General features: G+C 45.8%; 19 protein-coding genes and 4 pseudogenes. 15 read left to right on the forward strand and 8 right to left on the reverse strand.

The genetic code is table 11. The features are described 5' to 3' along the window. The first annotated feature begins 3 nt into the window (after positions 1 to 3). The 9 genes and pseudogenes from M988_RS15195 (at position 4) to M988_RS23380 (ending at position 4,020) form a co-directional block, all read left to right on the forward strand. Positions 4 to 714 carry a DeoR family transcriptional regulator gene (locus tag M988_RS15195; RefSeq protein ID WP_064574948.1) on the forward strand — a complete coding sequence of 237 codons (711 nt, stop codon included), beginning with the start codon at positions 4 to 6 and terminating at the stop codon, positions 712 to 714. Between the two features lie 25 nt (positions 715 to 739). Continuing rightward, complete coding sequence (locus M988_RS15200) at positions 740 to 1,276, forward strand: DUF4339 domain-containing protein (RefSeq protein ID WP_064574845.1); 537 nt, start codon at positions 740 to 742, stop codon at positions 1,274 to 1,276. Positions 1,277 to 1,317: 41 nt separating this feature from the next. Continuing rightward, the gene (locus M988_RS15205; protein ID WP_064574847.1) at positions 1,318 to 1,755 is read left to right on the forward strand and encodes a hypothetical protein; all 438 of its coding nucleotides are present in this window, start codon (positions 1,318 to 1,320) and stop codon (positions 1,753 to 1,755) included. 66 nt (positions 1,756 to 1,821) lie between these two features. Next, on the forward strand, positions 1,822 to 2,232 hold the full coding sequence (locus M988_RS15210; RefSeq protein ID WP_064574849.1) for a hypothetical protein: 411 nt from the start codon (positions 1,822 to 1,824) through the stop codon (positions 2,230 to 2,232). Between the two features lie 77 nt (positions 2,233 to 2,309). Further along, positions 2,310 to 2,549 (forward strand): DUF905 domain-containing protein, encoded by a 240-nt coding sequence (locus M988_RS15215; protein WP_057056085.1) that lies wholly within the window; start codon positions 2,310 to 2,312, stop codon positions 2,547 to 2,549. A gap of 102 nt (positions 2,550 to 2,651) precedes the next feature. Further along, positions 2,652 to 3,110, forward strand: coding sequence for an antirestriction protein (locus tag M988_RS15220; RefSeq protein ID WP_064574852.1), 459 nt, complete (start codon positions 2,652 to 2,654; stop codon positions 3,108 to 3,110). A gap of 8 nt (positions 3,111 to 3,118) precedes the next feature. Beyond that, on the forward strand, positions 3,119 to 3,601 hold the full coding sequence (locus tag M988_RS15225; protein WP_064574854.1) for a JAB domain-containing protein: 483 nt from the start codon (positions 3,119 to 3,121) through the stop codon (positions 3,599 to 3,601). Positions 3,602 to 3,604: 3 nt separating this feature from the next. After that, a pseudogene (locus tag M988_RS22890) lies at positions 3,605 to 3,724 on the forward strand (DUF987 family protein); the annotation flags it as partial. 18 nt (positions 3,725 to 3,742) lie between these two features. Next, positions 3,743 to 4,020: pseudogene (locus M988_RS23380) on the forward strand (type IV toxin-antitoxin system YeeU family antitoxin). A gap of 190 nt (positions 4,021 to 4,210) precedes the next feature. Here the strand turns inward: M988_RS23380 and M988_RS15235 are convergent. Continuing rightward, positions 4,211 to 4,912, reverse strand: a complete 702-nt coding sequence (locus tag M988_RS15235; RefSeq protein WP_064574856.1) for an HNH endonuclease — start codon at positions 4,910 to 4,912, stop codon at positions 4,211 to 4,213. Continuing rightward, positions 4,912 to 6,243 (reverse strand): AAA family ATPase, encoded by a 1,332-nt coding sequence (locus M988_RS15240; protein ID WP_064574858.1) that lies wholly within the window; start codon positions 6,241 to 6,243, stop codon positions 4,912 to 4,914. Before M988_RS15240 ends, M988_RS15235 begins: the two co-directional genes overlap by 1 nt. Positions 6,244 to 6,615: 372 nt before the next feature. Here M988_RS15240 and M988_RS22470 point away from each other — a divergent pair. The 5 genes and pseudogenes from M988_RS22470 to M988_RS15260 all read left to right on the forward strand — a co-directional run. Continuing rightward, positions 6,616 to 6,744, forward strand: a pseudogene (locus M988_RS22470) (DUF4942 domain-containing protein); the annotation flags it as partial. Between the two features lie 326 nt (positions 6,745 to 7,070). Then, on the forward strand, positions 7,071 to 8,270 hold the full coding sequence (locus M988_RS15245; protein ID WP_064574860.1) for an integrase domain-containing protein: 1,200 nt from the start codon (positions 7,071 to 7,073) through the stop codon (positions 8,268 to 8,270). Positions 8,271 to 8,284: 14 nt separating this feature from the next. Continuing rightward, positions 8,285 to 9,391 (forward strand): hypothetical protein, encoded by a 1,107-nt coding sequence (locus tag M988_RS15250; protein WP_064574862.1) that lies wholly within the window; start codon positions 8,285 to 8,287, stop codon positions 9,389 to 9,391. Continuing rightward, positions 9,381 to 9,719, forward strand: a complete 339-nt coding sequence (locus tag M988_RS15255) for an STAS-like domain-containing protein (RefSeq protein WP_064574864.1) — start codon at positions 9,381 to 9,383, stop codon at positions 9,717 to 9,719. Before M988_RS15250 ends, M988_RS15255 begins: the two co-directional genes overlap by 11 nt. After that, positions 9,697 to 10,197, forward strand: a complete 501-nt coding sequence (locus tag M988_RS15260; RefSeq protein ID WP_064574867.1) for a hypothetical protein — start codon at positions 9,697 to 9,699, stop codon at positions 10,195 to 10,197. The genes M988_RS15255 and M988_RS15260 overlap by 23 nt, the downstream gene beginning before the upstream one ends. Before the next feature lie 573 nt (positions 10,198 to 10,770). Here M988_RS15260 and M988_RS23385 read toward each other — a convergent pair. From M988_RS23385 to M988_RS15285, 5 genes and pseudogenes are all read right to left on the reverse strand, one after another. Beyond that, positions 10,771 to 10,987, reverse strand: a pseudogene (locus tag M988_RS23385) (phage polarity suppression protein); the annotation flags it as partial. Positions 10,988 to 11,151: 164 nt separating this feature from the next. Beyond that, complete coding sequence (locus tag M988_RS15270; RefSeq protein ID WP_064574874.1) at positions 11,152 to 14,094, reverse strand: autotransporter outer membrane beta-barrel domain-containing protein; 2,943 nt, start codon at positions 14,092 to 14,094, stop codon at positions 11,152 to 11,154. 991 nt (positions 14,095 to 15,085) lie between these two features. Further along, entirely contained in the window at positions 15,086 to 15,424 is a 339-nt protein-coding gene (locus M988_RS15275; protein ID WP_039187428.1) for a DUF1869 domain-containing protein, read from the reverse strand. Positions 15,425 to 15,438: 14 nt separating this feature from the next. After that, complete coding sequence (locus M988_RS15280; protein WP_064574877.1) at positions 15,439 to 15,771, reverse strand: TehB family protein; 333 nt, start codon at positions 15,769 to 15,771, stop codon at positions 15,439 to 15,441. Between the two features lie 124 nt (positions 15,772 to 15,895). After that, the gene (locus M988_RS15285; RefSeq protein ID WP_064574880.1) at positions 15,896 to 17,047 is read right to left on the reverse strand and encodes a nickel/cobalt efflux protein RcnA; all 1,152 of its coding nucleotides are present in this window, start codon (positions 17,045 to 17,047) and stop codon (positions 15,896 to 15,898) included. Positions 17,048 to 17,167: 120 nt separating this feature from the next. On the opposite strand from M988_RS15285, the gene rcnR reads away from it, so the two are divergent. Beyond that, positions 17,168 to 17,440, forward strand: a complete 273-nt coding sequence (gene rcnR / locus M988_RS15290) for a Ni(II)/Co(II)-binding transcriptional repressor RcnR (protein WP_064574882.1) — start codon at positions 17,168 to 17,170, stop codon at positions 17,438 to 17,440. Between the two features lie 57 nt (positions 17,441 to 17,497). On the opposite strand, the gene M988_RS15295 is transcribed toward rcnR, so the two are convergent. Beyond that, positions 17,498 to 24,457, reverse strand: a complete 6,960-nt coding sequence (locus M988_RS15295; protein WP_064574884.1) for an autotransporter outer membrane beta-barrel domain-containing protein — start codon at positions 24,455 to 24,457, stop codon at positions 17,498 to 17,500. Positions 24,458 to 24,617 lie beyond the last annotated feature (160 nt).

Below are 24,617 nucleotides of genomic sequence, written 5' to 3' on the forward strand. Positions count from 1 at the left end.
AAGATGACACAGGCAGAGCGCCGTCATGACCGGCTGGCTGTCAGGCTGTCACTGATAATCAGCCGCCTGGTTGCAGGTGAAACGCTGAACATGGCGCGGCTGGCTGCAGAGTTTGGTGTGTCAGTCCGTACCCTGCGACGGGATTTTCGCGAACGTCTGATGTACCTCGACCTTGAGTATCGACGGGGGCAATGCCGCCTGCGCAGTGCCGGTGGAGGCGTACAGGGTGAGCTGGATGCGCTGACCTTTGCTCACCGGGCCGGACTGGCCGATATTTTTCCGGGGCTGGACCGGCGTCTGGCGGGCATGCTGCTCACTGCAGGAGGGATGCCGTGTCTGGTATGGCAGCCGCCACAGTCTGTTTCCCCGGCCATCTCACTGGTGTTCTACCGTCTCGTCAGTGCCATAACCGCCTGTCAGCGGGTGCTGCTGCTGGCCGAGGGAGAACGCTGTGACGGGCTGGCCCCATACCGCCTGATATCACTCGACGGCTGCTGGTATCTCACCGGTGAACTTAACGGGCATATCACCGTGCATCCTCTGGCGACTATCCATGCGGTGACAGTTTTGAACACCACTTTTACCCCGCGAAAACGTCTCAGCCATTTAACCACACAGGCGGGCTTTATCCGGGCCCTTCCGCACTTCAGCTGCATCCGTGAAGTCCTGTCTCCTGGTCCCTCTGAGGAGAAGCCGGACAACACACTGATTTAATAACCTCTGTTAAGAAGGAAAAGCAATGACCTGGCATTACGAGAAAAATGGCATACGTCACGACAATGTGACCGAAGACGACATCACTGGCCTGATTAAGCGCGGTGAACTCACTGCTGCCACGCTGGTGTGGCGACAGGGCATGCCGGATTGGCAACCGGTCTCCGCCACCCCGCTGGCTTCGGCGCTGCTCCACAGCACCATACCACCAGCGCTGCCGGGGAGTCGCATTCCGGGCGGAGTGGTATGGACGCTGGCATTTGCTCCTTTCATTGGTTATGCGCTCGAGCTGTGGATGGCAGGGCTGAACGGAATGTCTTTTGACGAGGCATATGAGGCCGTCTCGGGTGGGCAGTACTGGTTTATCACGCTGCTGCTCAATATCGCTCTGGGGTATCTCGATGAACGACGTCTGCGTAAGGCCGGAGTGGATACCACCATGTTCGGCAAACTGGCCTGGCTGGTGCCGTTCTATTTGTGGCGTCGGGCGAAAACCCTCGGTCAGAAACCGGCTTACTTCTGGGTATGGCTTGTGATGCTGGGCCTGACCGTCTGGGCCTGAATCACCGCTACCTGATACTTTCTCTGTTAAGGACCAACGTAATGAAAACACTGATTAAAATACTGGGCATTACCGGCAGCCTTCTGCTTTGTGCAGGGGCTCAGGCCCAGCCCTATAACCGGACGCTACCTGCAGTCGTCAATGACAACAACGGGAATGTTTTCTGGTGCGATGCGCATCGTCAGGTTACCGGAAAATGCGAAGCCATGTCTGTTGACCGTCAGGGCGGGATGGTCACGGTGCGTTCAGCACCCTTTAAGGACTGCGAAGGTGGCCTGTGGGGCTGGATAACCATCATGCACAACGATGTGTCGAAGGGATTCACCATTACTCCGGACAAGAAATTCGGTCTCACCGTAAAAGACCTGTGCCGTCCGGGCACGGTAGTGACCTTTAAGCCCAACCAGAAGAAGCCGGAATATGACGACCTGGTGGCACTTTACCAGGGCAAAGAGCTGTTTCGCTACCGGCGCTTCTGATAACACCCGATATCAACCACTCTTATTTTGCCCAACTGCGGGCTGGATTAATTCAGGACGAAGACCATGCTGAAAATACTGACCTCTGCTGTACCCGCCCTCATTCTGTCACTTGCCGCATTCAGTGCCGGTGCTGCTCAGCTTCCGGCAAGTCTGATGGATAAAGATAATCCCGGCCAGGAGTACTGGTGCCAGGGAAACGACATCAATACGTCCATGTGCTCACTGACCGGTGTCAGCGACGACCATAAATTTGCCCTGATTCAGGACCTGCCGGGCCCGGCCTGTGAGGACTTAAGCTTCGGGATTATTGACCTGGTATTTAACACCGGACTTAACATCCCTTACGACGGTGGTGACTGTAAGGGCGATGTGCAGGCCGGTTTTGTGCGAGGCACGAAAGATAATGCCCTGTATGTGAAAATTGTCCGGGGCAGTAAAACCCTGCGGCTGTATAAGGTACAAACCGGTTACTGATAATTATCCCACACCTGCATACACCCATAGCCCCTGACGCTTCTGCGTCAGGGGCTTTTGCTTTTAAGGTACACCCAATGTCTGAATCTCACTTACTGCCACCAGGACCGTTCACCCGGCAACAGGCAGAAGCAATTACCCGTCGCTATCACAACGTTTGCATTGAAGACGACCAGGGCAGTCACTTCCGCCTGGTGGTCCGCGACGCCGAAGGCCGGATGGTCTGGCGGGCATGGAACTTTGAGCCGGATGCCGGTGAAGGTCTTAACCGCTTTATTCGCAGGACAGGCATCCGCACTGACACTTTCACCCGCTGACCCTGAATCATTTACCACCAATATTTAACCTTCCCGAACCCACTTTATTACCCCATACGCCAGCCATCGCCGCTGGCGTTTTTTATTAATGGAGACATACCCATGACAACAGCGACACAAAACAACCTTGCATCTGCTAACGAACCCGAATTTGAACTGACCGTAACGCAGGTTCCTGACGAACAGCGTATCTGCTTCTGGCCGCAGCACTTTGGCGCTATCCCGCAGTGGATAACCCTGGAGCCGCATATTTTCGCCTGGATGGGCCGCTTCTGCGCGGATTACAGCGGTGGTATCTGGTCCTTTTACACCCTCAGCAATGGCGGCGCGTTTATGGCCCCTGATGCTGACAGTGACGATAAATGGCATCTGCACAACGGCATGAACGGCAATGGTGCGGAAATGAGCGCAGAAGCCGCAGGTATCGCTGTTTGCCTGATTGAATACAGCCATCACGCCTGTCGTACAGAATGTGACGCAATGACCGCACACTATTATCGCTTGCGGGACTATGCCCTGCAGCACCCTGAATCCAGCGCCATTCTGCGCATTATTGATTAAGGATACTCATGATGGAACAGTCACTTATCCCACTGACTCCGGTACTACCACTAACAGCACAACGCACGGTAAAACGCGCCTTAACGCTGCTTGACCGACACCTGCGCGAAACAGGCGTAGCATTCACTTCCACTCAGGCTGCCCGTGACTGGCTGAAACTGAAAATGGCGGGACTGGAGCGCGAAGAGTTTATGGTGCTGTATCTGAACCAGCAGAACCGGTTGATTGCCCACGAAACCCTGTTTGCCGGTTCTATTAGCAGTACCGAGGTACATCCTCGTGAGGTGGTCAAAAGCGCCCTGTACTTCAATGCGGCGGCGGTAATATTGGCGCATAACCATCCCTCCGGCGACACTACCCCCAGCCAGGCAGATAAGACCATAACGCAGCGTCTGGTACAGGCGCTTCAGCTCGTTGATATCCGTGTGCCTGACCACCTTATCGTCGGTGGTACGCAGATATTGTCGTTCGCTGAACATGGTCTGCTTTGAGGTGTTTGTCATTACACCGATTAGGTAGTTCCTGACATTCCCGGAGTACTGGCGGTGAGCACCGAACGCCGCCAGGACCACTATGGGCCCTATGCCTGTCTGATGAGTGTCCCCCTGTACTGACAATAAAGGAGAAGCCCGATGAGAAGTAACTTTACATGGAGGTTACAACGGGATTTCACGCTATATCTGGGTGACCGGGCCAATATCACAGGTAAATTCAGTGACGCCGAACATATTGAATTGAATGAAACATTCTCACACCTAGCCAGCCAAATGGAATTAATGTTGACTTCTTGTGAACTGAATCCACGCTAGCAGCACTGCGTCACTATTGAACTCAACGAACAGAGCGTCAAGCCGGTACGATCGGTTCGCATAGTTACATCCATAGCAGGATTTACCTCACACCTCTGTAGAACCCGCCGAAAGAACACAATTATACAACCTCAGCAATTCATCCAAGGTGGGCGCCATCATGCTGCCTTTTACCCAAAGCGCACTGAAAAACACTGATTGTGTACCTGCTGGAAAAGCAGTCAGATTGCAGCTAAATACATCGTTCTGTGTCGAGTCGGTCATTCCGCAGCATATTAGTAATTGGCCTCATCAGCATTTCCCTTGTGGCCTGGGAAGAGCCATCCCAGTATTATTGAAGCACAAAGCACTTGTTCCCATATATTGCGCGATTATCCTTCGCAGCATATCACTATCATGACTGAATACCGTCATCCAGATACTCCAGTATCCTTGGGAATAGGCATGTTCCGCTATTGTTTCACGAAGTTCAATAGAGTCGCGATTTATCAAGCGCGTTCTGGCGCGTTCAGCCATGCCCCAAGTTTCAAGTCTGTTAGACCATCGCCTATCGGAAGCATCCGCGGTATCGGGTTTTTTATCGAGCCCGACCAAAGCAATCATATTTTTAGCTTCCTGGTGCACTGGTCCTGGGGCTGCTGAGATGATTCCACCAGTAGAATAGACAAACGCTCTGAAGGTATTATCTGTATCAGGCCAAACATAATCCGTTAGGACAACTGGCTTATTACCTTTTGTCGAATTACAGTTAGTGCATGCGAGTAAAAAATTCTCCCAGTCCAGTAACAGTGTTTGATTCACCACATTACTGCCACGGGCTTTTTTTGGCTGTACATGTTCAACGGCCAGTGAGGCATCTAGCTTCATTTCACAGTAGGAACAATACTGCCCCATTCTTTTAATCAGTTCTCCTCTTGCATCAGAATAATGCGAAAAAACGATTTTCTGCTGATTATTATCAACCGGGCATCCTCCTCGTTCGATTGGTCGCATTATTCATCTTCTCCACGAGACCTGCCTAGGCCCGCTGCTGCTCGTTCCATCTCCAGAAAGGCATGATATGCAACGTTATCACTAAAGGGTGCAGACAGCGCATCCAGCTCATCCTTAAGACGAAGAACCTCTGCCCCTTCAGCATTTTGACCTTGTTCAAGTAGCTGGTAATATTTTACTGCAACATCATGCATTTCTTGATAACGCTGACTACGCTGGGGTAGCGGAACATCCATTACATTTTCTACAATATCTTCTATGGATTTTGCGCTGAACGACATACTGGGTGCTGGTGAAGCAATACCTTCTGGAACAGACTGAGGTTGTTCATCTGCTAGTATGTTATCAAGATCAATAATTTCCCCCGGGTTCATCGACTGGATAATGAAGGGCGAATGACTAGTCGTAATAAACTGGATGTTGGGGAATGTTTTACGTAAATCGGGTACGACACGTCTTTGCCACTTAGGATGCAAATGAAGATCGAGTTCATCAATGAGAATGATACCCTTCGTTTCGAAAGTAACATTTTCCCCCATCTGAGGGTTTAATCGGGCACACCGGTGTGCAATATCTGCGATCATAGCAACCATATTACGGTATCCGTCACTCAAATCGCTAAATCGAACCAATCCTTCCTTTTTGAGTTCTATTAAGATAGTCTCTGAGCCTACGTCGTAATAAAAGGATTTTGCACCCGGAGCACATTGCAAAACAGCTCTTTCAACAGCACGTAATGCAGGTACTGGTGTTTTGCGCTGCAGTTCTGTCATCGTCAGTTTGATAAACCATTTTATAAATGAATACTGATCTGATTTGGGGTCCAGGCAGTAGCGATAAGCACCCAATTGAGAACCTGTTGCATCCATTTTGTTATCACGATGTAAATCCCACAGACGTCCGGCACCATAATAAAGCAGCATAGGCAGCGAGGGACTTTGACCTTTGGCAACACCTTCACGTTCAAGTGCCCCATAAGCCGTGAAAGCTTTAGCCTTTCCACCTCGATCCCCCATTTCTCTTACCCATTCACACGTCTCTCCCGCAAGCGCGGCAACCCCCTTTAACCAGACGGGTGACTGAGGTTCAAGAAAGTCTTGTTCTTCTTTTCGGGTATGGATATAGCGGGCATCGTCTTTTTTTAACGTCCCACCACCGGTAGTCAAACCTGATCCCTGAAAGTAGGTATTCAGTAACAACGCTATGGCATCCAGTATGGTTGTTTTCCCTGATGCGTTATTGCCAATCAGAACCGTAAATTCTGGATGAAAGCTGAACCTTGCAGCTTTGTACTTTCTAAAATTACTAACTTCAATATGATTGATTTTCAAAAGCTCAGCTCCACATTAAAAGCGGCATAACTAGACAACACACTACATGCCTCATCATACTGCATCTTGTGTACATTTTCTCATTCGGTAAGAAGAACAACATGCGGACAGATGTGCTGGTGAGCTGGGGAACTTTGCTGAAAGGGTTAGTCTTACTGGAGCGAAGGCTTGATGGCGTAAGCACTGTTTTGTTTATACCATTGCCGAGACACCGCAGATAGCGATGCTGACTCTGTGTTGGGGTCAAAAGATTCTGGTTGGTAATGTTACGTCCCTACAGGATTAAAGAAGCAAATGCAGAATAAAATACAGCCGTAAAAGTAACAATACCAACTCGCAGAACGCTTGTTTTTTGCTCAATGGTAAAGCGAAATTCGCTACTTTCAAAAGAAAATTGCTCATCTCACGTTCAAGCGCCCTGCGTCAATAGAGAAGATGAACGACATCATCGCTAAGCATTACCCGGACCAACTCCCACCTTCTACTAACCAGCGTTTTTAGGTGATGAAAAACGAGCCGAAATAATGCAAAAATGTTTTAGGCACCCTCTTAGGCACCAATGAAAAGTTGAATTGATAAATTAACGATTTAATTCAATTGGTTAGAAAACCAATTCAGACTCCGCCAGCACCAAATTCTCCATCGGTGATTACCAGAGTCATCCGATGAAGTCCTAGAAGCCCGCACGGCGCAAGCCCTGCGGGCTTTTTTGTGCCTGTCGTTGTCCGAGAACATCCGGCTAAATCCGGTGATTATTGGTATACGTTTAGGTATACGGTAGGATGTATACCTAAACGCGTATACCAATTTATGAAGGAGCGGTCACAGTGGCAAGGACAACACGCCCCCTGACCAACACCGAAGTTCTACGAGCCAAAGCTGGTGATAAAGAGCTGACGCTTCATGACGGCAAAGGTTTATTCCTCATCGTTAAGACGACCGGAAAAAAGCTCTGGCGTTTTCGGTATCAAAGACCGACCACCAAAAAAAGAACGATGGTTGGTTTAGATTCCTTCCCTGCCCTTTCGCTTGCGGATGCCCGAGCATTACGAGCTGACTATCTCTCATTGTTAGCCAAAGGCATCGACCCACAGGTTCAAGCTGAGGTCACAGAGGAACAGCATCAAATTGCCCTCGACAGTATTTTCTCAACCGTGGCCGCTAACTGGTTTCAGCTCAAAAGCAAAAGCGTCACAGCAGATTACGCGAAGGATATTTGGCGTTCTCTGGATAAAGACGTGTTCCCAGCCATTGGGGAGATCCCTGTTCAGGAAATCATAGCCAGAACGTTAGTTGAAGCACTAGAACCAATCAAAGCACGCGGCGCATTAGAGACTGTTCGTCGCTTGGTCCAGCGCATTAACGAAATAATGATTTATGCAGTCAACACCGGCCTGATTGATGCTAACCCGGCATCAGGGGCTGAAATGGCATTTGAGAAACCTCGAAAGCAAAACATGCCCGCGCTACGGCCAGAAGAATTACCTAAGCTTATGCGTTCTCTGGTCATGTCGAATCTGTCTATTCCGACTCACTGCCTTATTGAGTGGCAACTCCTGACCTTTGTTCGCCCTTCAGAAGCTTCTGGTACTCGATGGGCAGAGGTAGATCTCGATGCAAAGTTATGGAAAATTCCAGCTGAGCGGATGAAAGCTAAGTGTGAGCACATTGTTCCTTTATCACCACCGGCATTAGAAATTCTTGAGATAATGAAATCGATTAGCTTTCACCGTGCGCATGTTTTTCCGAGCAGGAATAATACTCAGCAGCCTATGAATAGCCAGATGGCCAACGCAGCTTTAAAAAGAATTGGATTTGGTGGTAAATTAGTGGCACACGGGCTGCGATCTATTGCAAGTACAGCAATGAATGAAGCCGGTTTTAATTCTGATGTTGTTGAAGCAGCATTGGCTAACATTGATAAAAATGAAGTACGAAGAGCGTATAATCGCTCCACCTACAAAGCGCAACATATTGAGTTAATGAGTTGGTGGGGAAAATATGTTGCCAAAGGTATTAACCATTGAGAAGGGATAGCTAAGTGGCTGTATCTAAAGAAAAAATACAATTTTCCATTGCTCAAAAAAGATGGAAAAACGAGCTAGCTCGCAAAACTATTGATTATGATCCATACAGACCTCGCAAAAAAGGACCTAAGAAAAAGGATGTCGAATATATTCGTTTTCCTGCCAATTTCAGTATCTATTCTGCAGACAAAGATAGGGACTCATCATATCGAGATACGATGAATATCGTGTCAGCTATATCTCGCTGCGATCAAAAAATCACAAAAAAAGTGCATTTAGATTTCTCTCAAACAAAAAACATTAAAGTTGCATCAATATTAGTTCTCTATGCTGCAATTGAATTAGCCATTAAAAATGGTGTTAATTTTAAAATAGTCTCATTTCCTCGAGAATTCAAAGCGACAAGAACAATAAAACGTTCCGGTCTTGATAAGTTATGTCGAGATGGGGTTTTAATACCTGATTTTGATAGTGACTTCATACCTGTCATCAGTGGAGTTGGTGGAGATTACCGTGATGAAATCGTAGATTTCATTCAAAATAAAATATATAACAATCAAATGTCAGCACACACGGAAAGCATATATGGAGGAGCTATCCAAGAAGCTATTAATAATGTTTCGTATCATGCTTACCCCAATATCCATGACAATAATGATAAAAAATGGTGGGCAAAATGCGATCTCGCAGGAGATCAATTATTTTTAGCGATTTATGATCTTGGTGTTGGAATCCCAGAAACAGTGATGAAACGAGCTTGGTATGGGAACATTTTGCAACAAACATACCCTCAAATTTATGATAAAATTCAATCAGAACTGGAAAAAGAGGGGGTAACCATAGGAGAATTACGCTATAAATATGGTAGAGTTACAGATGCAATGAAAATTGCCATTTCAATGGTCGGCGATGTCACGGGAACTGATTCCAGCAAGCATGGTCAAGGTAGTAAAAGCATCAAAGCTCTTGTGGCTGATAATGATATTGGAACGCTATGGATTTATAGCAATGATGGGCTATATAAGCTAAAATCTGGTAGTGTTGAGACCATAGACTTACCCAAACGTATGCCTGGCACATTGATACAGTGGAACATTAAGGTTGATTTAGATGAGAATTAAAAAAATCAGTATAATCAATGACTTTAATAAAAAACCATATGGTCGCTATCCTTCTGATGGTCCAGGTAATGGTGAAAAATTTCGTAAACAACACCTTGTACCTGCTTTACAAAATTTTGACAAAGTCATAGTGGATTTAACAGGATATAACCGTTACGGTCGTTCCTTCATTGATGAAGCTTTCGGTGGATTAATAAGAGCAGAAAATTTCACAAAAAAAGAACTGGATAATAAATTAGAGTACCATCATGATGAGCTAAAAAGCTTTGAACTCTTGATAAAAGAACGGATAGAGAAAGCTGATTATGACACAGCCCATAACAGATAACACTTTAGACCCTAAATATATAGCAGTGATTATCTCTTCGATTATAGCCGTCCTCGGATGGCTATTTTCCTCGTATATAAACACAAGGGCCTTTAGAAGAGCTGAAACATCAAAACTTAAAGACAAAATAGCGTCCTTGACTGAGGTTTTTTTCGACGCCCTTGAAGAAAAAATGAAATCACGGACACTAAAGGAAAGTGAACTTGATGATTTTATCAGCGGAAAAATATCCATTATTGAATTACACCTCAACCACTTAGAGAGAAAGATAAATATTAATCTCATTACAGCCTCACAATTATCAAAGATTCGCAGTGAACCTTACGATTACCTATCAACTTCAAATGGTGATTATAAAAACAATCTTACTGAGCTAAAATTCAGCACACTTGAAATGATCGAAGAAAGTTACACATCATGGTATTTTAAAAATGAAAACATGATAACCAACATTCGAAAAAAAATAAGTACAAAATAAAAGGGGGGCCTGTGCGCCCCTTAATATAAAGCACTCAAAACTCATTCACACAATTCCCTAACCAATCATTCACAGATTTTCAGAGAAAACCGCCATTATATTCAAGCATATTAAATATAAATAAACGCACTTTACGAGTAAACTAAATTTAATTTCAAGATATTAAAATTTAAAAGATATATCGCATGCAATGTTTTCCCGCCACGACAGCTTCCTTCATGGGGCGGTTTTCATACAGCTGGATGGAGAGAATCAGTCAACTAGAAGACAAAATACGCCAAGTGAGAGCGTGATAAGATCACAGGGTAATCAGCTTCAAAATTTCCCATCAGCATCTAAATAACCGATAGGCGGTGTTTTCTTACCTCTCACCTGATCGTATCACTGGCTTCCCCTTTGAACAGCACCACTCCTTCCAGGGATAAGACCTTAAATTCGCGCTGCACGGTTATGGGATCAGGCCGCGAACACTTTAATGCTGGCGCTAGCGAGGGAGTTGGGAAGCTGAAAACGCATGCAAAACCATGCACCTTACGCATGCATGGCTTAATTCTGGAAACAGGGCGGGATTTAAGGGGATTTTTTGACGGGCAGCTCTGCGCCGTGCGCCTGCATAAAATGATTCAGCCGGTCATGGATACTGATGCGCTGCACGTTTTAATGCGAGCGAATATAGCGACCGGCCACCTGATTAATTCCCCACTTTTTCACATCAATAATATCGCACAGAGGCACTGCCATCACAGGTGACAATGAGTTCGTTGCATTCCTGTTCTGCGTCGGCCAGCTCTACCAAATAAGGTTTCGGTTATCACCAGATAAGGCCGTTACCGCAAAATAAGCATTTAGCCGTGATACTATGATTATTGTAGTGCTCAAGATACTCCGTTCAGGATCGCAAAAAGCCCCGCAATCTGCGGGGCTAGAGGGAAGTTTGTGACTTATTCTTGAACGCTAGAATGAATAACGGACGCCAATCTGGCCGCTGTATGGCGTTTCGATATGGTGACCCATTTCATAGTTGATTTCACCATAGGCTGCCCAGCGATCGTTCATACGAGTAGTGATACCTAGACCATATTTTCCACTGGTCCCGGACATATCATTGTTGAAGTGTTCAGTGTTATTAATGACCACCGCATTATCCTTCATGAACTCATGTCGAACCGCCAGACGCATATAAGGCTGAATGGTTGCGCCATTAGCAAGGGTAACGTTTTTTCCAAGCGTTGTACCTAACTCACCTTTGACTGACTTCGCTGCATCAGCTTTCACCTTCATACCGCTGTCGAGCTTATATTCGCTTCGCTCGCCGCGGAAGAATGCCGCCTGTAGATAAGGCTCTACAAAATAGTCATCAAATGAGATGTGTCTTCCGGCCTCAAGCGAGAAACCGGCACCAAAGCTATTATCGTGCGCGTGCGCTCGACCACCGTTAAAGTACGGATTGTTTTCAGTACGGAAACGGTTCGCTTTCACCACCCCATCCAAATAGTAACCACTGTCGTGCAGCCAAGTGATATAGGCCCCCACGCTATAGCTATCGACTTTGCCATTGCTCTTCCATGCTTCAAGCTCGGAATGGGTATATGACGCCATGCCGCCAACTATCATCTGGGCGTTGTCTAAAGCAATAGTTCTATCGCCTCCGAACATGACCCCGTTCAGATCTTGGTTATATCCCACGTTGCTGGTTGAAATGCGGTAACGGCTACTAATGTATTTCCCCCACACACCAGTGTCATTCTGCTGATTGTTACGCACTTCACCCAAACGACTGCGCAGCGTTGAAAGCTCAGCATCCCAAATCGTTGGAGTTACGTTAGCCATCGCGAGAACGGATTTTGCACTTTCCGAGAGTTCAGGTTTAGTACCTGGCCCTGGATTAGGCGTCGGTTCTGGTGTTGGCTCTGGCGTTGGTTCCGGCTCTGGTTGCGGAGCAGGGCCGGGATCAGTACCAGGATCTGGCGTTGGATCTGGGTCCGGCTTCGGATCTGGATCGGGGGTAGGATCAGGATCGGGCTCCGGGTTTGGCTTAACGGCTGTGGGGGATAGATACCAATTATCTTTATCACTCGCATCGCCGTGTACCAGATAATACTTGTAGGCACCTAAATCAACGCTGCCATTAGTCATAGCAAAAGTATCTGCCGAACTACCGTTAGCATATATCAGATGGTACGGATTGGCTCCACTGCCGGTCAGCTCATAGCCAGAGTCACGAACGAGCACATGAAAATTGCCGCTGACCGAATCAGAGATATTGAGGAAATCCCCCTCTTCACCAGCAAGATTAGTATTCATGATGAACGTACCGCTTCCGCTCAGCGTGTTTAAATCGAGCCGGCTGAAACGCCCATTATCACTGCCATTTTGCGCACCAAAATTGACCACGCCATTATTAGTTAGCTGTTTGATCGTTACAACGGACTCTGGCGTCGCATCGTTGTGCTGAATATAGAGATAAGCGTTATCGCTTTGCAGATCCACGTTCGCTGCATAAGCGCCTTTACCTAGGTTTTCAGTCCATGCATGATCGCTTCCTGCTTGCATACTCAGCGAGCCATCTTTAACGATCAGATCTCCGCTGGAATAAGCGCCATAGGCAATGGTGCTAGCCCCACCGTTCTGAATAGTGGTATTCGATATATGACCAAGCTCATCAACCTGCTGGGTTCCGCCGTCAATGATGTTTTGATCGGCTTCACCATACCATGCTATTTGCTGTAAACCGCCTGCATAAACCGTGGTATTAGTCGCATTAGCCCTGATGCCACCTGTATAGCCATCGGCATCGACCCATTTACCATCGACCCAGCCGCCTTTTTGCCCGCTGATGGTTTGCACCCCATAGACTTGAGTACCATCCGCAGTGCCAGACTGAATTCGCTGTTTACCACCCGCATAGATAGTTGAATTTTTAGCTGTTTGGCCATTAATTCTGATTTTAGAACCTTCATCTGATGTCCAACTACCATCCTTCCAAGTCACATCAACGCCGCTGACCGTTTGAGTGCCATATACCTGAGCATTTTCTGAAATACCGGAAGTAATTTGCTGAAAAGCGCCTGCCAGTACTTGAGTGTTGCTATCGGCAACGTGCGTCTCTCCTTTGCCTGAATAGACCTCTTGGAACGCACCGCTATAAAGAACGGAGTCTTGCGCTAAGCCACTGGCCAACTGGTAGCTGCCGTCACCAATGTGCGAGTTCTTTGCGGTGCCAGCATAAATAATCTGTTGACCACCATTTTTGACTATGTTGTCTTCAGCCACGGCGTTTCCCGTGACCGATAGCTGTTGAACACCGCCATCGATAATATTGGCCTGCGCGTAGGCACGGGTGCCTAAAACTTGTAAACCGCCAGTTTTTATTAGTGAATTATAAACTTCGCCATCGCCAGAAACTGAAAGCGAACCGTAAGCGTCAACCACGGTATTAAAGGCTTTACCATTGCTATTAACAGACAATACCCCCGTTTCAATATTGCCTCTGCTGTTAACATACTCCCCTTTTACGAGGGTATTCAGCGCTTCTGAGCCATTCGCCTCATTGATTCCATCACCAATATTGAGCTGCACCGAATTCAGCGTATTGCCAACGCTGTACGAATGGTTGATTAGCGTTACAACTTGCTTGCTAAACGCAGGATTGAGTAAAACAATGTCACGGTCAGCAAGATATTTATTATCTTTGATTTGCAGATTTGGATATTTTTGTCCCCACTTCTCTTGGGTATAGTCCCATGAGTCCTGATAACTAGAGTTAGTCTTCAAGTCAGTAGGAACAGTCGATTCTTTTTTAGGTTGGAAAGACTCTGGTATTGAATCCGCAGCATTCAGCGGTAATGCAACCAGATAGATGACTGGAAGCAGCGCATGTGAGATTGTAAGTCTCATGTGATTTCCTTATATAATTATTATACTACCCAAAAGTGAAATGCTTTTAAGCAGAGAGGAGAATTTTTTCCAAATCTCCTTGGTAAAAATAGGTATAAGCTAAAACGAGCGTTCCTATTTCTTGAATACAGTTCTCACCGTAATTCTGATAAGGTACATTTATTTAGTTTATAAAATAGGCCATCACCTCCTAACGAGTTGAGAGTGCAGTTAGTAAAAATTCGACATAGCCGTTGAAATATCTACCGCGATTTTATCCAGCTGATACCAAGCCTATTAATTATTAAAAACACGCGGGGATAATTATTATAAATTCCACGCCACAGAAGTATTATTTATCTGTTCATTTAAATTAACAAAGCTAAACCACTAAAATAAGACATGCCATCCATGAAACCCCACAATAAAGATTTATCCTAAGCTATAACTTCACGTTCAATAGCAAACTTAAGCATTCACACATTCTATCAATGGGTATTTTAACAATCAATTTTGCATGAAACACGTCACATGATTGCCAGAATCTATCAAAAAAATTAAATTAATCGAAAAGTTACATATAAAAACTCATAAAAAAACATCATCCATATGATTTTAAATGGAAAATAAATAAACATAAAAATAGACTTACACACGTTACTTTATATTAGCGGGATGGACTATCGGGGATTTGTTTTTTACATTCGATAAAAACAAAATATAACACTATAGAGAAAGCACTTAGATTATGCACAAAACCATGTACTATCTCTCTATTACAGAGAAAAAATAGAGTTGAAGGTATTCACCATAAAAAACCAAGTGCTTGCCACACCGATATCATGGTCCAATTATGACGTTTTATTATCAGAACTTTACTCAGAAAGAGTTACTTGTTTTCTCTTGAAAACGTAATGAGCGTCACGCGGGTAACAGGGAAAAACCATAGCAGGCCAAGCAGGTCAGGTCCTTTGACCTAGAAACTCAAGCTCGTTCAAATTTATTCTTTCCTCTACCAACCGCAAACATTGGTATCTTCATCCGTTTCATACCCACGGACAATATTAACCAGTTCTTTAACCGCATCCGCTGACGTAGCAGGATTTTCTAACTCAGTTAAAGATAAAAATTCTTTATCTACTGACACACCGTTATTTTTATTAGTCACCGTCAGTAAGAAGGCCTCACCATTACTGTTTTTATCACCTAAATCCGTAATTAACTCCGCGACCACACTAGCAGCAACGTCCGGAATATATAATGCCATTGGTTTCAGATATATTTTTTCTGCACTTCGATGATTCTCACAATTAGATAGCGTAAGTGCGTAACCTTGATTCTCAGTTGTCATCATATTTACCAGCCTTAATCTTCTAACAAAATCTTGGGATCTACATAAAAATCTACATTGAACACAGTGTCATCAGACAACGCTTCAATTCTGTGCCACTTCTCTGGTGGAAATACACCAAATTGCCCCGCCTCAATCGTCAGCGTTTCAATAGGCTCAGGGCTGGTTTCATCAACATAGCCGTAGTAGCGAATGGTTCCCTGCATCACACATAAACGTGGATAAACGCCTTGCCGTGTGCCCGCGTCTAGGTGGCGCTTCCAGATAGATGCTGGAGCGGTTTCCTTGGTCCACAATGGCGTTGTGCGGGTATGGATATAGTTTGTAGGAATAATGATGCGCTGCATATTTCGACCTCATATGAATTTCACCTCTGCACCTTAAGAACGCAGGGCTACCTATCTATATGATGCATATCATATACCATTTTATGAGTTAGCGTAAATGCATCACGCATCATCTAGCTTTCGGCTATCCAAGAAGCCCTATATAGCCATGAATCCCCATATATATCCCAACGACCGCGATCAGAGCGCTAGAAAAATAGGGCGCTTTTTGCGCTAATCGGTTAAACCCGCGCCATCGTTTTTGTGCCTCTCTAACACCAACCGCCGCGCCCACACCGACAGTGACTAACGTCAGCGCCAAGCCAATACTAAAACAAACAACCAGTGTTGCGCCTAAGGTTAATGCTTTTAATTGGATGCAGATAAGAAGAATAGTAATTGCCGCAGGGCAAGGCATTAATCCACCGGTAAGGCCAAATAATAAAATTTGCCAGTTAGTTACTTTATTACTTGTGAAGCGTTTTTTAATATCGTTTGCATGAGCCAGCGCATGAGCATCTTGATACTCTTTAGAGTCTTTATTTAAACCTTTGAATTGATGGTCATGGTCATGGTCATGGTCATGGTCATGGTCATGGTCATGGTCATGGTCATGGTCATGGTCATGGAAATAAGTTTGATATTCTCTAATATCTCCTGCAATGCCTAGCTTTAATATGACTGAAAATCCATGTGGTTCTGGAATTTCACTTTCTGACTCAGCCCATCCATTTTTATGAGTAAATCGATATATTTCTTGCTCACCATTTCCTCTATCAACGATCGCTGAAATATTCTCAGCAAAGTCAGCATGTCCTGTTATTTGCTTAAATCTAAAACGGGCAACGTGGTTTTCTTCATGGATGGACAGCTCCACCTCCCCATTATTGGTATTTATTTGTTGCGCTTCATTATGCGTATGATTGTCATCAGCATGCATCTTTTCAAGCCAATTTCGTTCTCCTCGCCATGTTCGCCAAAACATCCAAAATGCAGTACCTAAAATAATCGCGCCAGACAGTAACTGTAGCCACGGTTCAACCGCTTGTGCCGTAAATTTCTGGCTGACATACATTCCACCAAAAGCAATGAGCCATACAATAGCCGTGTGGGAGAACGTGGCAGCCAACCCCAACATGACTGCCTGCCGAACAGTGCCTTTTATCGCGATGATAAACGCTGCCATCATTGTTTTTGAATGGCCTGGCTCCAAACCATGTAAAGCGCCAAGCAAGATGGCACTCGGTATAAAAAACCAAGCATTCCCTTGTTGAAATAGAGTAGTAAATTCGTTCATGAGAATAATTCTTAATATGATAGAGAACCGGAATTCTACTCCCCCCCAGTATAAAATACTACCCCCCAGTATCTGGTGAGTGCTATATTTAACCCATAAAGATGTAACAAAGGTGTTAACATGTCACATACCATTCGAGATAAGAAAAAACTAAAAGCGCGAACAAACAAGCTTCAGGGGCAAATTGCAGCGCTGAATAAAATGCTTGATGAACCTCATGAATGCTCCGCAGTTTTACAACAAATTGCGGCAATTCGAGGCGCTGTGAATGGCTTGATGCGAGAAGTGATTAAAGGTCATCTCACTGAACATATTGTCCACCAAGATTCAGAAAGTAAAAGAGAAGAAGATCTGAGCGTGGTACTGCAGGTATTAGACTCTTACATAAAATAGAGACTGTTTTTTATTAAGAAAAAAGGGGCCGAAGCCCCTTTTTCAGTTTCTATATGATTAGAAATTATATTTTACGCCAATCATTGCAGCACTGTCGTTGTAGCCTTTATCCCCCACCTGTACGCCAATATTGCCCCACAGGTTAAGACGTGGATTTAGCTGCCCTTCAACACCAACTTTAACTTCGCCCAGATTGCGTGCGCCATCTTGTTTAACGGCAACCCCATTCATCGTAGCCGTGAAATCTCTAGTATTGTGGATCCAGTTGGCCTCAATAAACGGCTGGAATTCACGTCCTTTCCCCTCATCAACTGCATGGTGCCCTTTGAGATACGTTCTTACGCCCAGTCGAGTCATTAGGTTGCCGTCGCCATCGCTACTCACGCGAGTACCATTAGATTCGGTATGGTTTTTCGCTTTAACACCCATCCAAACGGCCTGTGCCTGCGGCTGAACGTACCAAGTATTCGTGCTACCAAGACTGCCTTTAAACTCATTAAGCTTAATGGTCTGCCCCACTTCTACCGATGCAGTGATTCCGCGTGACTTATACGATTCAGAGGCAATTTGTTCACCGTTAACATGGTTGTTAAACCAGCTATATTGCAACCAGCTATCAACGTAGGTACCTGTTTTCTCGGCGTCATTGGCATACCACGTACCGTAGATACCAGTACTGTAGCCATCAACCGAACCTTTCGAACTATAGCCACTGATGTTGGAGTGCGTGTTGCTGTGGTTATTACCGTAGCCTGCCATCACACCTAAGTGCCAGCGATCTAGCCCATCGGTACTCCACTGTGCAATATCGCCGCCCATCTGCATCACATAACGGTTGCTTTGAGTTTTTAACTGGCCAGCAGCGTCGCGGAAGTTATTATGTCCACCGACCTGACGCATCCACATACTGGTTACTTTCTGCTCTCCGGTTAGCGCATCGATATACTGAGTTTCACCTAAGCGGTCATGTAAACGTGTCACGAACAGATTATTCGCCGCTGCAAGGTTAGCAATATAACTCCCACCTTCAGGACGCTCGGTATTTTCACCCGGCTCTGGATTTGGGCCTGGATCAGGATTTTCACCATTTTGCTTACTGGTTAAATACCAATTTCCACTGCTATCCCCCTTACCACGCGCCAACGTGTAATCATAAGCGCCCGCCACGATGCGTCCTTCCTGATTGAACTCACCATTAGATGCCCCATCCACATGGATAAGTTCGATACCGTTTAGCGTCTGAGCCCCTGTGCCGCCGGCATTGCTGACGCTGACTCCGGTTTTCCCAGACGTATCTCCAGTAACGACCAGCTTATCCGTAACCGAATTGTCGTCGCCAAGTGCGGTATTAAAGTGAATGTGCCCATCATTACCGGTGTAGTCACCTTTTACCAACAGCTGATTACCCGCGGTCGCATGTCCAGTATTATTACCGACCAGAACGGTTCCGCTGTTTACCAGATCTTTGCCAATGGTGAAAGTTTGGGTCTTACCATCAGTTTGAGTATCTGAGCCAATCTGTAGCAAGCCTTGGTTATCTATATTGCCAGCGACACCACCAAATCCAGAGAGCTTCGCCCCCTCGTGAATATTGACCTGCTGGCTGGCAAGCGTCATTGGCGCATTCTCATTGCCAAGAATCAGACCGCCCTGCTGGATGTCAGTTTTTCCGGTATAGGCTACGTTTTCATTAAGGGTCACGCTGCCACTACCCTGTTTGATAAGCGAACCACTGCCGGTCACGTTGTTAGCCAATGCCCAATCGGACTGAGTATTCAGTACCAGTTCGCCTTCATCTTTTATATCGGCCGTCCCCAAATGCTGTGCAGAACCCGCCGTCAATTGAGACGTAGAATCAATAGTGAATGTGCCCGCGAATTTACTGTTGTCACCCGCAAGAACCACGTGACTATCTTTCAAAGCTACAGCACCGTTATCGCTGATATTGTTATAGAGAACGCCATCCGCCTTATTCAGCAACAGCTCACCTTTATCTACAATATCGCCGATACCCAGACCCAGAGTGTTATTCAGCTCAGCTAAAGCCCCCTGCTCAATCGTGGTCGTCGCAGAGAGATTCGCATTGGCGCCATTCACCGTTAACGTGTCAGCGGCAACAACCAATTCTCCGCTACCCGCTAACTCACCCGAAGAAATTCCACCGTGGCTTAACGTTAATTTACCGCCGTTGATGTTCAGCAAAGAGCCCGCATCCGTAGCCAGTTTGCCCACCGTCTGGCTATGACCATTCATATCCAGTACGGTATCCAACGCTAACTTGAGTTCACTGGTCAATCCCAGAACGTTGTCGTTCAGCATCAAGAGGTTACCGCTACGAACATCGGTGACGCCGGTATAGTCGTTATCCATGTTAGATAAAGAGACCGTCTCACCTTTTTGACTATCTAATGCTAAATCGCCGCTGCCTGTGACTTTGGCACTCAAATCTGCAGCATTGCCCGTTTTGCCATTCGCATCGAGCACCAATGCATCATTGCCACTTCCTAACAGTTCAACCTGAGTGAGACCGTAGTTCACATAAAGACCATCGTTATTTTCACCGCTGGTCAGGCGATAGTCATAAGTGCCTTTGGCGACAGTGGTTCCATCCTGAACAATATCTAACGTCACACCATCTGAAATGACGTTACCGCTGGCGTCATGCAGCTCTAAATTACCGCCACTGCCTTGAACCGCCGCATCAGAATCAGCCAGCTTAATCAGGCTTCCAGTATCATCTTGTTCGAGAAGGGAAACATGTGTATTTGGTAAAGGACGATCGTTGCTCACGCTGCCTGCATCGACTTGAACAACACCTTTGCCCAACAGATCCATGTTATCGGTGGTATGAATAGTCCCTGCGGCCTCTGTCACGCCAGGTGTCACACCATCAAACTTCACTGTACCGCCGTTAAACGCCAGCCCACCGATAGTTTGCTGCCCAGCGCCAACATGGGTAATGCTACCGTTGTCCGCACGCAGCGTGGCATTGGTTAAAGCCTGAGTATTAAGCCCATCCAGCTCAAAACGAGTATTCCCCATGGCAAACGTCCCTGCGAAGCCATCGGCAGCGTTGTTGGACGTGAATTCAAACGAGTTACCCGTGGTATCAACCGTCATCAATCCATTGCCAGATAAGTGGCTATTAAAAGCAACGCTAGCGCTATTTTTAACGGCTAAAGTACTCGTAGAATCAATGGAATAGCCCGTTGAAACACTATCATCACGGCTATCGCCTAGCGCCAGCAGCACGTTATCTAGGGTGAAAGTCGAACCGTTAGTGAGGTCGATATGCTCCATTCCGGTAATGGCATCGGCGCGATTTAACACATAGCTGGAATTATCCAGTTTCAAGACATCCTCGCCTTGCCCACCATTAAGAGATGTAAACAGGTTGGTTTCACTCTCTTGAACATCTTTAAGTAAGAACAGATCGCTACCACTACCCGTGGTGAAATCAGTTCCCGTACTGCCTGACTCCAACGTCACAACGTTATTACCAGTAAGAAGATTGACCTGCCCAATGATGTTCCCACCATTAGCATTGGTGAACTGCACACCTGAGCCGCTGGTCGTTTCGACGGCTTTCTGTGAGGCATTGAGTGCCAAAATATCACCACGGTTCACGAATTCGCTTACGCTACCGTTGTTAATATCAACCACCGCATCCGTCGTCGACTTAGAGGTAAGTTTTCCTGACTGTTCAACCTTTTGTGTTGAACCTTTGACTATCAGCGCTGCGCCTCCCGCAGCATCGAGTACATTAACGCTCACGCCGGTTTTCAGGTCAGAAGAAGCATTGGTCACAATCCCCTTTCCTCCAGCCTGCTGAACATTAATCACCAAATCTTTTGAGTCGGACATATCCAGTGTTTGATCGGTCTGCGAGCCATCAATGTTTTCAAACAGGATACCGGTACCGCTGCCGGTGACATTAATCGTACCGGAGTTGGTTTGAGCCATAGAGGCTCCAGTGTGAACACCAATACCGCTACCGACGTTGATCGTCGTATCTTTAAGCTGAATACCGACGATATCGGCTTTGTTTTCAATAGCACTACCACTGCCGGTATCGCTCATGGTTATGGTGGCACCGTCTACCGTTAAGCCTTTCGCACCGGTATCTAATAAAATACCGTGAGCCGAACCCGCAGCCTGCGTAATACCATTACCGTTTAGCGCCAATGTGGCGTCTTTCCCGACTAAATAGGCGGCAGTACCATCCGTTGCAGTGACCGTTCCAGTATTGGTGACTTCAGAACTGGCCCCCTGAATATTCACCGCGACACCATTAACTACAATAGTAGACCGGTTATCCAAAATACCGCCGTCAACCAATACTCCCGTGCTATTCGCCTCGGTGAAGTCGATGCTTCCCTCATGGATCAACTTGCCACCGTTACGCGCAATATAGCCAAATGCCCCATCAGCAGTATTTGCTGTTTCCAAATTGGCATAGCTGGTCAGAACGGAATTACCTTTTTTAGCGGCATTCTCAGAACCATCCAACTCATAGTAATTACCGTCCACAATGCCCGCAGTAGTATCTTTGCCCGCCACTTTTACAATCACGGCGTCCGCAGTAATTTCTCCCGTGGCACCGCCTTCAATTCGGATCCCTGTGGCTCCCTCTCCGGTAACGCTAAGTGCTAATTTGCCTGAGCTGAATTGACTCCCCGCACCAGTAGTGCGAATGATGGTCGCATTATCGCCAGAGGCATTAAGTTGCGCAGCACTATTACCAGAGCCGTCAAAGGAGGCGCCTCCGTCAACTCGGTAGAGTGTTGAGTCTTGCGTTGACACATCTTGCACACTGCTAGCATCGTTTTTTATTTTTGAGCCGGCACCGAAAATATAGTAACCCGTTTGGTTAGTACCGCCGTTGAACGTCACAACACCATTTTGAGTGACATCAATCTCACCTTTATCTCTAGCATGAACGCCGATGGCGCCATCACCGGTAAGATTCACTTTACCGGATAAGATCGCTAATGCTTTTTCACCCTGAGCGTAAATACCATAGTTGGCGTAATGTGTTACTGGGTCGAGGCCACCATTAACATTGATCGTCCCTGAATTTGTAATTTGCCCATTCGCTAACACCTTAATCCCAGTACTATTCAACCCATTCATATCAATAGTGCCACTATTGATTACTTTGTTAGCATTGGTGCCTTCGCGAACAAGAATCCCTGTATTACTAGAGACAGACTCTCCAGATACCGCGCCATTAAGTTGGATAGTACCCTGCTGATTTAACGTTGCTGAGCCACCAACATCAATAGCAGTCGCATTCTGAACCTTAGAACCAATGATAATTTCTGAATTAGTTTTTCCGTTATAAGTACCATTACCATAGAGATGCACGCCTATTGATGATTGCTTTATGGCCAAATCATCAGTGCTATCAGATGGCGTCCGTTGCGCCATACGGCCAATGTATAACGTACCTTCATTATTAAATGTGGTGTTTTGCTGAGTGACCACACCAATATTAGAACCGTCACCCAAAATGCTGCTTGCTTCATTGCTAGCCGCAATATTAATCGCGCCATAGTTATTTAACGTAGCAGAGGAGCCGAGCAATACTCCGGTATTGCCATAGTAGTTACCTCTTGCGGCAACATTAATCACGCCAGTGTTATTGTTGTTAACTACCGACGCGCCGTTCGCTAAGATTGCGGTATGGGTGCCATTCGCCACTCCTGCAGCTCCGCCCTGAAAGAAGTCTGCCATTTCAGGGTTTGTACCTGCATCGATCACGCCATTGTTTTCAACAAAGGATGTACTGCGGGCTGCTATAACATAAGCACCACGGAAAGTATTTCCCGCCGTCCCCAAGGTGCCATTGTTGGTTAATTTAGCCCCATTCTCCAGATTAACAACGGTGGCATCAGAGCCGACTAGCTGGATGTTAGCGTCAGCGCCAATGTTAATATTAGAACCAGCACCTTCAGCATGGAGATAAGACACGACGTCTCGATTGACAGTCGCTCTTACTGCATCGTCAGAAGCAATATTATCTGTATTAACGACAATCCCATGTAATGTTTGATCTCTGGCCTTGTTCAATTCAGCAGAATATTCAGCCTCAGTTAACTGAATTTTACCGTCTTGTAGGGCTTTAATTAAAGCATCGTTATAGGCTTTAAACTCATCAATGTTAGTAATATTTTGTGGGCCAATCACACTATCAAAAGAGCCAACAAAGTCTGCTGTCGTCATCCAAGCAACAGGGTTACTGGAATCTCGGATGTTATTATCATTATTACCGAGCTGAACAACGGTCTTCGACAGATAGTTAAGTTGACCCCCATCTGTCACATGAAATGCTGAAGAATTATTCTTAGTTTTGGAAGAACTTTTCAAAATAACGTTGAATTGGTTTTCTGCAGCTCCGACCCAGTTTCCTGTGGTTTTACCAACATTGACGTCTAGAGACGCGCCAGAACCAATCTGGTAAAAGTTTCTATCGACATATTGACCATCTTTTCCCACTGGGGTTGAGATTGTTATACGAAAATCTGCAGCAGGCTCCGTTTGAATATCGTTATTATCATAGACTTTCATCGTCACCGTGTTGCCAGTCACAGGATCTATGTAGTTAATCGATTTAGTCTGTGAACCAATTCTAAAAATATCATGGTCAACCCATTGGGCACTATCGCCTGTGATCAAGCCATCAGCTTTAGCTTGTCCCAATGTCGTCCACTTGGATCCACTTTCTCCCTTTTGGATACCCGCAAAACTCCCTGTTAAATTACTTGAGCCAACAATAACCTCTTCAAAAGGGTCTGTAGGTTTAAAATCATGAACAGTAATATCCGCAGCCTGAGCATAGCCCGATATTGCCATCAGCAAAGAAGTTGATAGCAGGGAAATTTTAAATTGATTTTTAGGAGCATTCTCATTCATTTTTATTGTAGAATCAGTCTTAAGTTTTCCACGTGCTAGCTCCGACACAACGACAAAGCACTGTAAGCTATGATTCCAAATAACTTTAAAAATTTTATTCACTATAATATGCCTTTGTTAATATCAGCATGGCTCGAAAAGAATTGACTCCATATCTGAGTTTCGCTGATTGACAAACCTGGAATTGGAATTTTTTACGGCTGAAACGTAAAAAATTTATGAATGTCCTAAAGAAAACCTGAAAAAAGCCTGATGGCTGAAT

Source organism: Hafnia paralvei ATCC 29927, from assembly GCF_001655005.1.
Classification (GTDB): domain Bacteria; phylum Pseudomonadota; class Gammaproteobacteria; order Enterobacterales; family Enterobacteriaceae; genus Hafnia; species Hafnia paralvei.

Bases quoted from the DNA above. Each gene is read 5' to 3' on its own strand.
- M988_RS15195 (WP_064574948.1), top strand. From the start codon at position 4: ATGACACAGGCAGAGCGCCGTCATGACCGGCTGGCTGTCAGGCTGTCA.
- M988_RS15200 (WP_064574845.1), top strand. From the start codon at position 740: ATGACCTGGCATTACGAGAAAAATGGCATACGTCACGACAATGTGACC.
- M988_RS15205 (WP_064574847.1), top strand. From the start codon at position 1,318: ATGAAAACACTGATTAAAATACTGGGCATTACCGGCAGCCTTCTGCTT.
- M988_RS15210 (WP_064574849.1), top strand. From the start codon at position 1,822: ATGCTGAAAATACTGACCTCTGCTGTACCCGCCCTCATTCTGTCACTT.
- M988_RS15215 (WP_057056085.1), top strand. From the start codon at position 2,310: ATGTCTGAATCTCACTTACTGCCACCAGGACCGTTCACCCGGCAACAG.
- M988_RS15220 (WP_064574852.1), top strand. From the start codon at position 2,652: ATGACAACAGCGACACAAAACAACCTTGCATCTGCTAACGAACCCGAA.
- M988_RS15225 (WP_064574854.1), top strand. From the start codon at position 3,119: ATGATGGAACAGTCACTTATCCCACTGACTCCGGTACTACCACTAACA.
- M988_RS15235 (WP_064574856.1), bottom strand. From the start codon at position 4,912: ATGCGACCAATCGAACGAGGAGGATGCCCGGTTGATAATAATCAGCAG.
- M988_RS15255 (WP_064574864.1), top strand. From the start codon at position 9,381: ATGAGAATTAAAAAAATCAGTATAATCAATGACTTTAATAAAAAACCA.
- M988_RS15260 (WP_064574867.1), top strand. From the start codon at position 9,697: ATGACACAGCCCATAACAGATAACACTTTAGACCCTAAATATATAGCA.
- M988_RS15270 (WP_064574874.1), bottom strand. From the start codon at position 14,094: ATGAGACTTACAATCTCACATGCGCTGCTTCCAGTCATCTATCTGGTT.
- M988_RS15275 (WP_039187428.1), bottom strand. From the start codon at position 15,424: ATGACAACTGAGAATCAAGGTTACGCACTTACGCTATCTAATTGTGAG.
- M988_RS15280 (WP_064574877.1), bottom strand. From the start codon at position 15,771: ATGCAGCGCATCATTATTCCTACAAACTATATCCATACCCGCACAACG.
- M988_RS15285 (WP_064574880.1), bottom strand. From the start codon at position 17,047: ATGAACGAATTTACTACTCTATTTCAACAAGGGAATGCTTGGTTTTTT.
- rcnR (WP_064574882.1), top strand. From the start codon at position 17,168: ATGTCACATACCATTCGAGATAAGAAAAAACTAAAAGCGCGAACAAAC.